Source organism: Methylobacterium phyllostachyos, assembly GCF_900103445.1.
Classification (GTDB): domain Bacteria; phylum Pseudomonadota; class Alphaproteobacteria; order Rhizobiales; family Beijerinckiaceae; genus Methylobacterium; species Methylobacterium phyllostachyos.
On sequence record NZ_FNHS01000026.1, the window covers coordinates 26,349 to 40,499 of the forward strand.

Consider the following 14,151-nt stretch of genomic DNA (forward strand, 5'->3'; position numbering starts at 1 on the left):
CGGGATGTAGCCGAGGATTCGATTGATGCAGACCACTGCTGGCGATGCTGCCCCGGTTCGAGCGCCCTCCGCCGGGTTGGAGGCCGGCCCGGCGCACGAGAGCGCATCGCAACGAGGGCTTGGCCTGGTGACCGAGGCGATCGGGCACGGCCCCAGGCCGTCGCTGGAACGATGGCAGGAGGACTTCTCGACGATCTACCGCAGCGGGTTGTTCGACCACGCGTGGTACGCCGCCCGCTACCCCGATGTCGGCCTGACGGACCTCTCGCCCCTCGAGCATTACGTGAAGTACGGTGCGCGCCTCGGTCGGCAGCCGCGGGCGGATTGTCCAGGCGTCCCGGATGAGACGGCGGACGCTGCGTTCGTCAATCCCCTCGCCGCTTCGATCCGCCGCCGGGATGGAACGACCGCGCAGGCGGATCCGGACAAGCCCGTCGTCTCCGTGTTGTGCACGACCTACAACCACGCGCGGTTCATCGGAGAGACCCTGGAGGGCCTCGTCGGCCAGATCACGGATTTTCCGTTCGAGATACTCGTCGGCGACGATTGCTCGACCGATGAGACCGCGGCGATCATCGCCGCATATGCGGCGCGGCATCCGAACCTGATCGCGGTTCCGCGCGCGCGGAATCTCGGATCCATCAGGAATCTCTCCGATCTCGCGATGCGCGTCCGCGGTGAGTTCGTCGCCTTCTGCGAAGGGGACGACTACTGGACCGATCCGACGAAGCTGCAGAGGCAGGTCGATTTCCTCAGGGACCACCCCGAGTTCACCCTGTGCTTTCACCCCGTGCGCGTCGTCTACGAGGATATGCCGGGCGTCGAGACGATCTTTCCGGCGCATTGCGCCCCCCAGCCGTCCCTGGCCGACCTCGCCACCCGCAACTTCATCCAGACGAACAGCGTGCTCTACCGCTGGCGTTACGGTGCCGGCGAGCCGCTCCGCTTCGACGAGGGCATCGCGCCAGGCGATTGGTATCTGCACCTCATGCACGCGGAGGTCGGGCGTATCGGCTTCCTTCCGCAGGTCATGGCGGTCTACCGTAAGCATGCCGGCGGGATGTGGGCCCACGCCTCCGAACTTGCGCGGCACAGGAAGCTCGGTGGCGCCGAGATCGCGCTGTTCCGCGATTTGCGCGGCCATTTCGGCGGTCGCTTCGCGGCGAGCTTCGCGGCCTCGCAGAGGATGATCTTCGCGCGCCTCGCGGAGGCCTGCCTCGACGAGGCGGACGTGCCCGGTCTGCACAGCCTGATCGCGGCCCATCCCGACATCGCCCACGAGGCCCTCGGCGAGATGGGGTTCGACATCGCGCGCCTGCCGGCCGGCGATGCGGAGATTCTGCGCACTTGGCTGGAGGAGCAGCTCACCGTCAGCGTCGTCGTGACCGCGCCCGACCACGCGACCGATCTCCACCGCTGCCTCGACGGGATCCTCACCCAGCGCGGCCTGTTCCGGCTCCGGATCATCGTTGGCTATGAGCGCGCGGCGCAAGGAGCCGCGCCGACGGTCGAAGCCTGCCGTGCGCTCGATCCGGACCGGATCGCCGTGCGTCCGCGCGCGCAGGATCTCGATCCGCTTCGGAACCTGCAGGATTGCATCGCGGCCTGCGACAGCCGCTACATCGCCTTTTGCGAGCCGGATACCCCCTGGATCTCCGACCGCAAGATCGCCAAGCAGCTCCGGATGCTGCGGACCGATCCCCGGCTCGCCCTGTGCTTCAACTGGGTGCTCGTGCACCGCGTGGCGGAGGGGTCCCTGCTGCCGCATGAGGGGCAGGGGCGTCTCGCGACCGGACCCATCCGCTTCTCGGATCTCGCCGGGGCGCCGATCACCGCGCACCGCTCGGGCGGCCTCTACCGCGCCGCCGCGCTGAAGCGTCTGCCGGATGCGTTCTTCGCGGATGTCCGCGCGGACGACTGGCTGATGGATCTCCATGTCGCCGATGCGGGCCGCGTCGCGTTCCTGCGGGAGATCCTCTCCGTCTGGGACATCCGGGACCAGCGGTCTTGGTCCGATCGCCCCGACGCGATCCAGGCGGCCCGGATCGATCTCCGGCGCCGGCAATTCGCCGCCATCTTCGGCCGGGGGCGCGGGTTTGAGCCCTACGCGCTGGTCTGCACGGTCGCGGATCTCGACACCGCCTTGTCCCCCGAATTCGCCCGCGCCCATCTCGAGGCTCCGGCCACCGGAGCCGGCGCCGAGATCGAGGACGGGCACGTGGTTTTTGCCGGGTGGGTGGTCCCGACCTACGGTGGCCGGGTGACGCTCGTCGCCGAGGTCGACGGCGAGACGCATCGATGGCCCGTCGATCAACCCCGCTCCGATGTGATCGCCGCCCTGTACGGGGACGCGCCGGCGCCGGTCGACGAGGCGCGCTGCGGCTTCCGCTTCACCCTCCCGTTCGATCGGCGCCTGGAGGTCCGCCTCCTGATCAAGGCCGAGGACGCGCTGGCCCCCTGGCTGTCGGTGACGGTCGCGCAGAAGGCCGAGGGCGTGGCGTTCGACTGACGCGGATCCCGCCGCGGCGGGGATCAGGGCCGGCCCGGCGCCCGCCCCTCGGCCAGCCCGAGCGCCCGGAAAGGGTTGACCGGGCTGTCGGGGCGATCGTATCACCCGGGCGACGGGCGGCCGAGCCGTCGCGACTGCCGGTATGCGGCGTCCGCTGCACGACCGCAGCTTGAGCGCCATGGGCGCCGTGATTGGGACGGAGCGGTTCTTGGGCGAGGACGTCGAGACGCTACGGACAGAGCTCGCCGAAACGCAGGCTCGCCTGAAGGAAGCCCAGGGCGAACTCGCCCGGCTGGTCCGGCTGGCCGAGGCCGACCTGCAGCGGCGGCGCCCGGGCGAACAGTCGAGCGTCGTCGCGGCGTCGGTCCGTCGGCCCTCCGCCAAGGACGTGGCTGCCCGCATCGCGCGGCTGGTCGAACTCTATCGTGAGGCTGCTGCGGCGGCGCCCGACGGCGCGCCGGTGGTCGGCCAGGACACGATGCTCCGGTGGCTGGAATCCTCGGGCCTGTTCGACCGGGAGTTCTACCTCAAGTGCAACGACGATGTGGCGGGCGCGGGAGCCGATCCGACGCAGCACTATTTCAATCACGGCTACGCCGAGGCGCGGCCGCCATGCGCCCTCTGAGGCCGTTCCGGGCCTTCCGGCGGCGCCGCGCGCTCCGGCCCGGCCCGTGACAGACCCATCATTCGAGTGCGCCCGGCAAACGCCGCGCCGGCTGCGGTGATCGGAGTGTCGCCGCGCTCGACGGCAGCCAGCGGCCGAGACCTGTGCGAGGACACGATCGATGCAGACCGCCGCTGAGACCGACGCCTCGGCTCCGCCTCGGCTGGAGTCCTGGCAGGACGACTTCTCGACGATCTACCGCAGCGGGCAGTTCGATCACCTCTGGTACGCGGCGCGCTACCCCGATGTCGGCCTGACCGACCTGTCGCCGCTTGAGCACTACGTGAAGTACGGCGCCCGGCTGGGCCGGCAGCCGCGGCCCGACTTTCCGGGTACGCCGGACGAGACGGCGGATGCGGCCTACGTCAATCCCTTCGCGGCTTGGCTGCGGCAGCAGCAGGGCCTCGCCTCCACCGGCCCTGAGGACGGCAAGCCCGTCGTTTCGGTCCTCTGTATCACGTACAATCAAGAGCCGTTCATCCGTCAGACACTGGACAGCATCCTGACCCAGAAGACGGATTTCGCCTTCGAGCTGATCGTCGGGGACGACAGGTCGACCGACGGGACCGCCGAGATCGTCGCGGAGTATGCGGCACGCCATCCGAACATCGTCGCGGTGCTGCGGTCCGAGAATGTCGGCGTCGTCAAGAACCTGGACGATATCGCTTCGCGCGTCTCGGGCGAGTACGTCGCCATCTGTGAGGGCGACGACTACTGGACCGATCCCGACAAGCTGCAGCGCCAGCTCGACTACATGCGGCAGCGGCCGGAATACACGCTGTGCTACCACCCGGTGAAGGTCGTCTACGAAGACATGCCGGCCGTGGAGGAACAGTATCCGGAGCAACCCAACCCGTCCCCATCCCTGTCCGACCTCGTCGCGCACAACTTCATCCAGACCAACAGCGTGTTCTACCGCTGGCGGTATCGCGGCGGCGAGACGCTCCAGATCGGCCGCGGCATCATCCCGGCCGACTGGTACATCCACCTGATGCATGCCGAGGTCGGCCGGATCGGGTTCCTGCCGCAGATCATGGCCGTGTACCGCAAGCACGCGGGCGGCATGTGGGCCGCCTTCGACACCGTGCTCGCGCGGCACAAGCGGCTCGGGAAGTCGGAGATCGAGTTCTACCGGCAGCTGCGCGGCCATTTCGGCGGCCGCTATGCCGCCGAGTACGAGGCCACCCAGAGGCGCATCTTCCGACGCTTGGCCGAGGCTTATCTCGACGAGGAGGATCCGGAGCGTCTCGCGCAGCTGATCGAGGATCACCCCGACATCGCCGAGACGGCCCTGAAGGAGATGGGCCTCGACGGTGCCGACCGGCCGCGGCAAGATCCCGCCGCCCTGCGGACCTGGATCGAGGATCAGCTCACCGTCAGCGTCGTCGTCACGGCCTACAATCAGGCCGATTCCATCCGGCGCTGCCTCGACGGCGTGCTCGGCCAGCGTGGCCTGTTCCGGATGCAGGTCGTGATCGGCGACGACCGGTCCTCGGACGGCACCGCCGAGATCATCGAGGCGTACCGGCAACGCCATCCGGATCGGATCACCGTCCGGCCCCGGGAGCGCAATCTCGGCATGTTGCAGAACATGCGCGACTGTATCGGGGCCTGCACCGGCCGGTTCGTCGCTTTCTGCGAGGGCGACGATCACTGGATCTCCGACCGCAAGATCGGCCTGCAGCTGCGCATGCTGCGGACGGACCCGGGGCTCGACATGTGCTTCAACTGGGTCCTGCTCCACCATGTCGCGAACGGATCGTTCCTGCCGCACGAGGAGCAGGGCCGCTACCAGACCGGGACGATCAGCTTCCCGGTACTTGCCCGGGCGCCGCTGACCGCCAATTTCTCCGCCTGCTTCTATCGGGCCGACGCGCTCCGCCGCGTGCCGGAATCCTTTTATGACGAGCAGGGCGCTGCCGACTGGCTCCTTAACCTCTACGTCGCCGACAAGGGCCGCATCGCGTTCCTGCGCGAGATCCTGTCGGTCTACACGATTCAGACGAAGGGGCAGTGGTCGGGTCTCGACGACACCATCAAGAACCTCCTCATCGCCCAGTACCAGAAGCGGTTCGCGACGATCTTCGGCGAGGGGCGCGGGTTCGAGAAGTTCGAGGTCGGCTGCACGGTCGCCGAGCTCGACGGCGCAGTGCCGGATGCCTTCGCGCGTGCCCATCTCGAATCGCCACCGGACCGGGTCTGGGCCGAGATCCAGGACGGACAGGTCGTGTTCAAGGGCTGGATCGTCGCGGCAAACCGGGAGAAGGCGACGCTCGTCGCGGAGGTCGATGGTGTCGTGCAGCGCATTCCCGTCGACGTCCACCGGCCGGATGTGATCGCGGCGGTCCTGGGCGACATGCCGACGACGATGGAGGAAGCGCGCTGCGGCTTCCAGTTCGTCCTTCCCTACGCGCTGCACCTCGAAGTGTTGTTGCGGATCGAGATCGGGCACGAGGTCGTGCCCTGGCTGTCGATCATCCTGACGCATCGCGTGAAGAAGACGGATTAACGCGCTGCTCGCGGGGATGAATATCCTGCGGTCTCCGCTTGGAGACGGGGCCGGCGGGTTCGCCGGACCGTTCGGCTCGATCGATGGTTCCGGGATGCCGATCGAGGCATCACCGGACAGGGGCGGGCCTTCGCGCGGGGATCGGGGAGAGGGAAAGCGGCATGGTCCGGATCGAGAGTCCGGCGGTCAATCCTGATCGCCTCGCGCAGATTGCCAGCCTGGCGGCCGGCATAAACCCGGATGGGGGTGCCCTGTGCGCGATGGAGGCCGTGGCCTTCCTCGCCGGCGAACCGGTGTCCGACCAACCGGCCAGCGCCGCGCCCAGCCTCGCGGCGTTCATCCGCACCTGGAGCGGCGGCCTGACTCAAGCCGAGCGCGATGCCCTGATTCTCCCCCTCGTCCCGCGCCTCGTCGGGACGCGCGGCTCGGAAGCGCTGGAGCGGCGGCGCGTCGCCCGGGTGGCCGATTGGCTCGTTCGAACCCATCTCCCTGCGTGGTTTCATCTCGCCAAGCTGAATGTCGAGGCGGACGAACTCGCCGGTCTCCCGGCGATCCTGGACATCGGCGACATCGCAACCCTGTGCGATCACCTGAAGCGCGCGCGCAAGCGTGCGGCGGTCGCGAACCTCACGCTGCGGCAAACCGGTTCGTTGGTGCGGGCTGCGGCCTGGGACGCGGCCCATCGGGCCGCCTGGGTGACCGTCCGTGACGCGCTGGAGGCCGCCGGTCCGCACGTCCTTGCCGCTGGCTGGGATGCGGCCTACGCGGCCGCTTACGCGGCGGCCCGGGCCTGCGGAAAGGCGCCGCTGGAACCGACACGGCTGACGCTTCGGCATTCCGCGCTGGCTTTGATCGAAGACCTGATCGCGATGCGGGAGGACGCCGCACCCGGAGCCGATTCACCGTCATGAGCGGCGATCAGCCCGCGGATCAGGCCGCCCGGTCCCTGGCAGGCGCGCGCTGCCTCGTGCTGGGGGGCAGCGGCTTCCTCGGGTTGAACTTGTGCAACCGCCTCGCGGCCGCGGGAGCCGAGGTCACCTGCTTCAGCCGCAGCCACCCCCAGCTTGATGTGCTGGACCGGCGTGTCGCCCGGGTGACCGGTCAGTTCGCCGACCGCCTCACCATGGCCAACGCCGTCGAGCGCCAGGACATCGTCTTCCACCTGATCGCCGGATCCATCCCGGAGAGCTCGAATCGCGACCCGTCGGCGGAACTCGCGGCCACACCGATCGCCACCCTGCATCTCCTCGAGATCTGCCGCTCAGCCCGGATCCGGAAGCTCGTCTTCTCGTCCTCCGGAGGCGCGATCTACGGGGTTCCCCGCGCCATTCCGATCACCGAGCAGGCGCCGACCGACCCGATCTCCGCGTATGGCATCAGCAAGCTGATGATCGAGAAGTCGCTCCACCTGTATCGGCATCTCCATGGGATCGATTATCAGATCCTTCGGATCGCCAACCCGTACGGCCGGTTTCAGCTCGGCACCAAGCATCAGGGCCTCATCGGAAGCTACATCCATCGCGTCCTTTCCGACCTGCCGCTGGAGGTCTGGGGGACTGGCGCCGTGGTGCGCGACTTCCTGCACGTGGACGATGTCAGCGACGCGTTTCTCGCGGCCGTGACCTATCAGGGAGCTCACAAGATCCTGAACGTCGGGAGCGGCGTGGGTCTGAGCGTCATCCAGATCATCGCCGAGCTGGAAGCGGCCTTCGGGCGCGATCGCCTGCCCTGCGTGCACAAGCCGAGCCGCGCTGCGGACGTGCCTGCCAACGTCCTCGACACCGCGCTGATCCGGTCCGAACTGGGCTGGCAGCCCCGCGTCCCGCTCCGCGAAGGACTCGTCAGTACGATCGCGTGGATGAAGGCGCATCTGGCGGAGATGCGGGCGGGCTCTCCAGGGCCTCGGGCCATCCGCCCGGATTGAGGGGCCGGACCGGCCTCTCCGGCCGGCCGCCCTTGAGTGGCCACGTTTATCGTCGACAGCGCGACGGTTCGATCCGCGAGGAGATCCGAGGAGATCCTATGTCCTTCCTGCACGATCTGCCGATCGCCGACCTGATCGCGCATTACGGTTATATCGCCATCTTCGTGATCATCACCCTGGAGAGCGCCGGGCTGCCCCTTCCCGGCGAGACGGTCCTGCTGACCTCGGCCGCCTATGCCGGAAGCACCGGCAACATCAACATCGCCGTCGTGGTTGCGATCGCCGCCGCCGCCGCGGTCCTGGGTGACAATGCCGGCTACTGGGTCGGGCGCCGGTGGGGTCTGCCGCTGCTCCTGCGCAAGGGCCACCTGATCGGCCTCGATCACGGACGGCTCAAGCTCGGCCAATACCTGTTCCGCCGGCACGGCGGGAAGATCGTGTTCTTCGGTCGCTTCACCGCGATGCTGCGCGCCTACGCGGCGGTGCTGGCCGGCGTGAACAAGCTCGACGCGCGCCGCTTCTTCGCCTTCAACGCGCTGGGCGGCGTCGCCTGGGCCTCGATCATGGGCTTCGGCGCCTATCTGTGCGGCCGGTCGATCGAGAACGTCATGGGGCCGGTCGGCCTCGGGCTCCTGGCTTTTGTCCTGCTGGGAGCCGTCGCGCTGTGGCTGTTCATGCGCCGGCACGAGGCGCGCCTGATGGCCGCTGCCGAGGCCGCCATCCCGGGTCCGCTCGCCGAGGGTCTGGACGGGTCGGACGCCCCGCCGCGGGCTGCGCCAGCCGGAAGCCCCGCGGCTCCCCTGACCGGGGCGGATTTCGAGAGCCAAGTGGAGGCGCTCCTGACCAGTCGGGACACGGCTCGGTCGTTCACGCGCGCACGCGCCGTCAAGGATCGTCCGCCCGGCGCCCTGCCCGTGTGGTTCAAGATTGCCGCGCTGCTCCTCGTCGCGGCCTTCGGCATGACTCTGGCCTCGTGGGCCTACGGTGTCACGGGCGGATTCTACGGCCACCTTGCGGGCCGCATCGGTATCCTCGGCATCTGTCTGATTCTGTCGGTTCCTGCCGCCATCCTGATCGTCGTCGGCCGGCGCCTGCGCAGCCCGCAGCCCCCGGCCGCCTTCGAGGAGCGGACGGAGGATGCGATCAGCTTGGCGGCCTGACGACGAACGCGGTGCTGAATCCCCGGTCGCAGGGGGCATCGCAGTCGCGGACCCGCTCGCGTCTTGGCTCCTGGTCATCGTCACGCATCGGGTGACGTGGGCGGCCGCGCGGGGCTGAGGCGGCTGAGGAAGCGGCGCGCCCGTTCCAGGGGCGTCCGCCCCCGGGCCCGCTCCAGGGCCTCGCGGATCTCGCCCGCCAACCGCGTCGCCACGATCTCCCGGGCGGGGTCGTCGTAGTGGACGATGTCGTAGAAGGTCCCTTCTTCCCGATCGCGGAAGATCCCGCTGAGGTCGAGGGCCGTGAAGGTCCGCCGGTACGGGCGCCGCGTGGCCAGCTGCGCGGTGAACGCCTCCAGCTTGGCGTATTGCCGGTCGAGATAGGCCAGGAACGCCCCCGAGGCGACGCTGCTTTCCACCTCGGTGAGGTGGCGCTTGCGCAGGACCGTCGGCTGCAGGACACTCACGATCGGCACCGCGTGATCGTGTGACAGCTTGGTGAGGCGGTGCGTGGCGCGTTCGTAATGGTGGACGATGGCGTCCTCCCAGCCCGGGCTCTGCCAGCCCACCTCCGTGCGCAGCCGCTTCAGCTCCTCGTAGATCAGCGTGACCAGCGCGTCGTACGACAGGCCGTCCTCCCGCGCCCGGGGGTCGTGCGTGTCGAAGAAGTGGTCGTAGAGCCGCTGGGTGATGAAGGCGTTGTAGGGGTGGCCGGGCCGGGGATCGTAGGTCCAGGGCTGGAACAGATCCGTGCTGCCGCTGAGCACCACGATGGCATCGGGGCTGTAGGTGACGAGACGCGACCAGATCAGGTGGGTCATCTGCGTGAGGCAGCTCGACATCACCCCGAAATTGTAGACCTTTGCGCGCGTCAGCCCCCTGGCCCGGAGGATCCGTTCGATCCGGCCCGGCAGCGTGTTGGCGATGTCGCCGCCATCGATCGTGGTCGAGTCGCCGACGACCAGGATCCGGGTCTCGCCCTCGGGCTTCCGCTCGACGATCGGGGCGGCGTTGAGGAAGCCGTCGGCGTCGAACGGGACGCCGTAATGGCTCGCCCCGGGCTTGCCGGCGAACTGGATGAACGGGCTCGGATAGCGCGTGTTCGAGTCGAGATAGCCGAAATGGTGCAGGAACTTGCGCCGGCGCGCGGCATCCTCGCTCTCGGGCGGCGCCCAGATCTGCTCGACGCCCGGGGCCGTGAGCGCCGCCATCATGGCCTCTCGCAGCGCTGCGATGCCGGCGGCGTTGAGGCGGATGCCGTCATCGCTGAAGGCGCTCCGGAGCACCCCGGCTTCCCCCGCCAGCACGGCCTCGTAATCGATGAACAGGGCCCCGTAATCCTGCGCGTGGTCGCGCAGCCACGCGTTCACCGCCTTGATGAGCGCGACCGGGCGCCCGGTCGCCGCCGGCGCGGCCGGGTCGACCGGCGGGATCGCGCCGACCCAGGTCCGGACATGGAGGTCGCGCGCGTCCCGCAGCAAGGCGGTGAGGTCGGCCACGATGCCGTCGAGCGAGACCGCGCGACCGGAGGTGAGGATGTCGTCCCGGCCGCCGATCAGGTGGAGGCCCTTCGCGCCGTAGAGGGCGATGTCGGAGCGCAGCCGCCGCGCCATGTCGCGGGTCGATTGGCCTGCGATGCCCCGGGCGACTGTCTGGGGTCCGGAGAACAGGTTTGGCGTCTCGGCGGTCAGATCCGCGGTCAGGGAATCGCCGAAGAACAGGATCGGCCCGAGGGGGAACAGCGGCTTGTCCGACACCGGGCCGCTCACGCGCGCTCGGTCGCGTCGCCGTCCCGGGGGGCGGCGAAGATCTCGATGCCGTCGAGATGCAGGTGCTGTTCCTCGTCGAGATCGATCTTCAGGTAGCGGAAGCGGGCTCCATCGAACCGCAGGTGCAGGGGCAGGCCGGGATGGCAATGGGCATCCACGGCATCGAAGACCAGGCGGTACGCGTCCTCGGTCTCGCCGAGCCAGACCCGCATCAGCTGCGCGCGCTCGCTGAGCTGCCCCCAGCGGTTGTAGATCCGGATCTCCGAGACGCGCGTGACGGCGCCGAGATCGAGGACGAACCAGGGGTCCCGCTCGAGCGCGGTGTGGAAGAAGAACGACGGATCGCCCGTCGTCCGCTCGCCGTAGGTCCCGGTCGTCCCCGACCAGGGCGAGGCGGAACTCGCCGTCCAGGTCTTGCCGAGCGCGATGTTCGCGGAGGGCCGCGTCGCCACCAGCGTGTCGGTCTCCAGCTCCTCGATCAGCGTCCGGATCTGCTTCGAGGGCTGCCGCAGCGGCGCGATTTCGAGGTCGAGCTTGTAGATCAGGTTCGACAGGATGCTCTGGTCGAAGCGGTGGTCGATGAAGCCGTCGAGATCGGGCAGGCCCATCTGGTTCGGCCTATCGGTGACGACCCGGGCGTCGCCCGCGTAGCGCAGCCATTCGGCGACGAGGTGGCGGGTGGCGGGGCTGACCATGAAGGCGATCCAGGTGGCCTGGATCTGATCGGCATCCCAGTAGCGCTCGGAATCGCACTCCATGAGCACGAAGCAGTCGCGCTTGGTCCAGGCCCGCTGCGGCTTTCCGTGCAGCACGCCCACCGCGACCCGCCGCTCCGAGCCGGCGAGCCAGGTCAGCAACGGCGCCACCGGCGGCATCGGATCCTCGCCGATCGCCTGCATCCCGGTATCGGTGAAGACGATGAAGTCGCCGTCGCGCCGCCGTTCCAGGGCTTCGGCGATGATGTAGGGCTTCCAGGCCCAGTTCCCCGCCCCCCGGGACCGGTCGAGGATCTCCCGGTGCGCCTGATAGTACGGCGTCTCCCGCAGGCGATCGGGCGACCAGCTCTCGATCGTGTCGAAATCGCCCGTGGCCGCCGCGGCGGCGGCAAGGCGCCGCTGGCTCTCCACGTAATGGTACTTGGCGGCGAAGCTGACGAGGGTCGTGTGGCGCGGCCGGAGCCGGCGCCGCAGGCGCATCAACACTTCGGCCCGGTGCATCGCGAAGGCGTTGACGTGCAGGAGCGTGGGTGACGGATCTATGCTGGCCAAGTGCGTTCTCCGGCGCCGTGACCCGACGCGGCTCGCCGATGTCCCGCCGATCGGCACGGCGGCGCAAATCCCGATCGCGGCGCGCCGGCTATGCCTCGGCGCCGGAATCGTCGAAGGCGAGGTTCTCGATCGGGTAGTCGATCATCAACTGGCGGCGCGCGGGAGAGTTATCCCATTCCCCGACCTTCGTGTATCCGCCCGCCGTGTCGACGACCTCGATCAGGCGTCCGATCGTCGGGATGCCCCGGAAATGCTGCGGCCAGCCGGATGCGAAGTAGAAGACCTGCTCGACATGGTCGGACAGGTGGCACACGCCGGGCCCGAACGTGCCGAGGCCGAACACGAGGTATCGTCCGTTGGCCAGCGCCGCAACGTCCTCCGCGAGCGTCCCGCTCTGCGTCGTCAACGGGATGCCGAGGTTGGCGATATAGGCTTCCAGCTGGTCGATGACGGGATTGAGGCGGTTCTCGAACACCATCTTGATCGAGCCGATCCGCTTCTCCCGCAGGAGGCGCTGGATGACGAGCTTGTAGAAGGCCAGCGGCGGCTGCGGGTAGTGCGGCGCCACCCAGGTGCTGAAGATGTCGCCCGAGCGGATATGGATCAGCAGCTGGTCGTCCGGCTTCTCGGGAAATTGCGCCGGCAGCCGGCCGAAGAGCGGCCGGATGTAGTGGGTGATGATGTGGCGCGATTCGGCCTGATCGAGTTCGCCGGCGAGCTTCTGGATGTTCACGTCGAAGAACATGCCGGACAGGAAATACCCGTCGTCGGGAAGCGGGTGGTTCGCCGGGATGAACGTGATGCCGCCGATCTCCTGGGGTTGTTCGAGGGCCAGGACCTCGCTGCGGTCCATGATCGACAGCTTGAGGTATTTGAGCTTGAGCGCCCGGCAGATGCCGATCGCCAGCAGGCACTGGATGATGAAGTTCCCGAAGGCGCCGTTCTCGTAGAGATCGATGCCGACGAGCGACAACCCCTGCTGGTTCGGGCTGCCCAGCAGCCGGTAGGCCCGATAGACGTCGATCTCCGGATGTTCCGTCAGGATGGAGAACTCGACGTTCCAGAGCTTTCGCATGACGATCAGGTCGAAGGCGGCGCGCTCGCTCCAGACCCGCGCCCTGCTCTCCTCCGGTGTTCGTCCCGGCGGGACCGGAACACGGATGTAGCGCGTCCAGCTCGCCGGCCCCGGCGCGATCAGGATCCGCGACGGGACCGTCCCGCCCTCCGTCGGTGACAGGATCTCGGGGGGCGACCAAGTCTCCCCCTCGTCGGAGAAGCCGATGGACGGATCGCCATCCGGAACGGACCCTCCGTCGAACGGACCGACCTCGAGGGAATGGATGGGGACACGCAGGCCGAGGTCGATCCGGAGCCAGGGGGAGGCACCGTCCCGCTCGACGATGGACAACGACCCGCCCTGGGCGACGTCGACGAGATCGCGATGATAGGTCTCATGCGCAGAGATGGGGTCGTGTCCCGTCATGCGGTGACCGCCTCGTGCGGGAGCCGGATCTCAGCCGACATGGGGGCAAGGCCGTAATAGTCGCGCATCAGGTCGTCGTAGGCGGCGGCCGGGATGGTGGTGCGGCCGCGGCCCGGTGGTGGGAGATCGAGGGCCAGCAGCCGGTCGTTGCAGGCGGCGGGGTCGTTGAGGAGGTCATAGGGCAGGAGATGGCCATCTGGCTCGGCCCGCAGCCGCTCCGCCGGGGCGCCGAGGTCGAAGGCCGCCACCGGCAGCCCGGTGCGCAGCGCCAGCGTCAGCGCGTACGAGTACGTCTCCGGCCAGATCGCCGGAAGGAGAACCAGATCGGCCGAGACACGCCAGACGAGGTCCAGCGCCTCGTTGTCGCTCGCATAGCGGCCTGTCTGCGAGACGCCCTCGCGGTCGAGACCGTCGGCCAGGGCCGGATCGGAGAATCCCACGATGGCGAAGCGCAGCGGCAGGCCCCGCGCCCGCGCATCCGTCGCCAGGGCCTGCAGGACCAGCCCGCCCTTCGTGGCGCTGATCGCCCCCAGCACGGCGACCCGCCGGACCCGGCCCGGGCGCCGCAGCGCCGTCGAGCGCACCCCCCGCTCCGGCTCCGCGTGCGGCCGCACCGCGATCGCCAGATCCCGGTACACCCCCGCGATCCGACCCGCCGTGTCGGCGGACGGCGCAAACACCCGCGCCGCCCCCGCCAGGAACCGCCCGAACGTGGCCCGCCGCTCGCCCGGATCCGGCTCCTCGAACCCGTCCGCGTCCGACGCCAGGCACACCCGGCACTCCGCCACCGCCGCCAGGCCGCAGAAGCGCCCGTCCGGCTGCACCAGGTGGTTGCGGTGGCACACCGGCGAGTAGTCGTGCAGCGTCC

Annotated in this window: 9 protein-coding genes and 1 pseudogene; 6 read left to right on the forward strand and 4 right to left on the reverse strand. The window is 69.0% G+C overall.

The genetic code is table 11. The features are described 5' to 3' along the window. The first annotated feature begins 25 nt into the window (after positions 1–25). The 6 genes and pseudogenes from BLQ49_RS27135 to BLQ49_RS30480 all read left to right on the forward strand — a co-directional run. Positions 26–2,509 carry a glycosyltransferase gene (locus BLQ49_RS27135; RefSeq protein ID WP_091722329.1) on the forward strand — a complete coding sequence of 828 codons (2,484 nt, stop codon included), beginning with the start codon at positions 26–28 and terminating at the stop codon, positions 2,507–2,509. 142 nt (positions 2,510–2,651) lie between these two features. Then, positions 2,652–3,134, forward strand: coding sequence for a hypothetical protein (locus tag BLQ49_RS27140; protein WP_244507775.1), 483 nt, complete (start codon positions 2,652–2,654; stop codon positions 3,132–3,134). A 160-nt stretch (positions 3,135–3,294) separates the two neighbouring features. Further along, positions 3,295–5,682, forward strand: a complete 2,388-nt coding sequence (locus tag BLQ49_RS27145; protein ID WP_091722334.1) for a glycosyltransferase family 2 protein — start codon at positions 3,295–3,297, stop codon at positions 5,680–5,682. Positions 5,683–5,843: 161 nt separating this feature from the next. Further along, positions 5,844–6,593: a hypothetical protein gene (locus tag BLQ49_RS27150; protein ID WP_091722337.1), complete on the forward strand. Its 750-nt coding sequence runs from the start codon at positions 5,844–5,846 to the stop codon at positions 6,591–6,593. Beyond that, on the forward strand, positions 6,590–7,606 hold the full coding sequence (locus BLQ49_RS27155; RefSeq protein ID WP_091722339.1) for an NAD-dependent epimerase/dehydratase family protein: 1,017 nt from the start codon (positions 6,590–6,592) through the stop codon (positions 7,604–7,606). The genes BLQ49_RS27150 and BLQ49_RS27155 overlap by 4 nt, the downstream gene beginning before the upstream one ends. A 98-nt stretch (positions 7,607–7,704) precedes the next feature. Next, positions 7,705–8,340: pseudogene (locus BLQ49_RS30480) on the forward strand (DedA family protein); the annotation flags it as partial. A 506-nt stretch (positions 8,341–8,846) separates the two neighbouring features. Here BLQ49_RS30480 and BLQ49_RS27165 read toward each other — a convergent pair. The 4 genes from BLQ49_RS27165 to BLQ49_RS27180 all read right to left on the reverse strand — a co-directional run. Next, positions 8,847–10,532, reverse strand: coding sequence for an SGNH/GDSL hydrolase family protein (locus tag BLQ49_RS27165; protein ID WP_091722345.1), 1,686 nt, complete (start codon positions 10,530–10,532; stop codon positions 8,847–8,849). Further along, entirely contained in the window at positions 10,529–11,800 is a 1,272-nt protein-coding gene (locus BLQ49_RS27170) for a hypothetical protein (protein ID WP_091722348.1), read from the reverse strand. The genes BLQ49_RS27165 and BLQ49_RS27170 overlap by 4 nt, the downstream gene beginning before the upstream one ends. A gap of 88 nt (positions 11,801–11,888) precedes the next feature. Further along, complete coding sequence (locus tag BLQ49_RS27175) at positions 11,889–13,283, reverse strand: coagulation factor 5 8 type domain-containing protein (protein WP_091722351.1); 1,395 nt, start codon at positions 13,281–13,283, stop codon at positions 11,889–11,891. After that, the coding region (locus BLQ49_RS27180; RefSeq protein WP_167627800.1) for a glycosyltransferase family 4 protein at positions 13,280–14,151 on the reverse strand (872 nt) is incomplete at its 5' end. The genes BLQ49_RS27180 and BLQ49_RS27175, both read right to left, overlap by 4 nt.

Excerpts from the sequence above, each read along its gene's own strand:
- BLQ49_RS27175 (WP_091722351.1), bottom strand. The coding sequence starts at position 13,283 with ATGACGGGACACGACCCCATCTCTGCGCATGAGACCTATCATCGCGAT.
- BLQ49_RS27155 (WP_091722339.1), top strand. The coding sequence starts at position 6,590 with ATGAGCGGCGATCAGCCCGCGGATCAGGCCGCCCGGTCCCTGGCAGGC.
- BLQ49_RS27150 (WP_091722337.1), top strand. The coding sequence starts at position 5,844 with ATGGTCCGGATCGAGAGTCCGGCGGTCAATCCTGATCGCCTCGCGCAG.
- BLQ49_RS27135 (WP_091722329.1), top strand. The coding sequence starts at position 26 with ATGCAGACCACTGCTGGCGATGCTGCCCCGGTTCGAGCGCCCTCCGCC.
- BLQ49_RS27140 (WP_244507775.1), top strand. The coding sequence starts at position 2,652 with ATGCGGCGTCCGCTGCACGACCGCAGCTTGAGCGCCATGGGCGCCGTG.
- BLQ49_RS27145 (WP_091722334.1), top strand. The coding sequence starts at position 3,295 with ATGCAGACCGCCGCTGAGACCGACGCCTCGGCTCCGCCTCGGCTGGAG.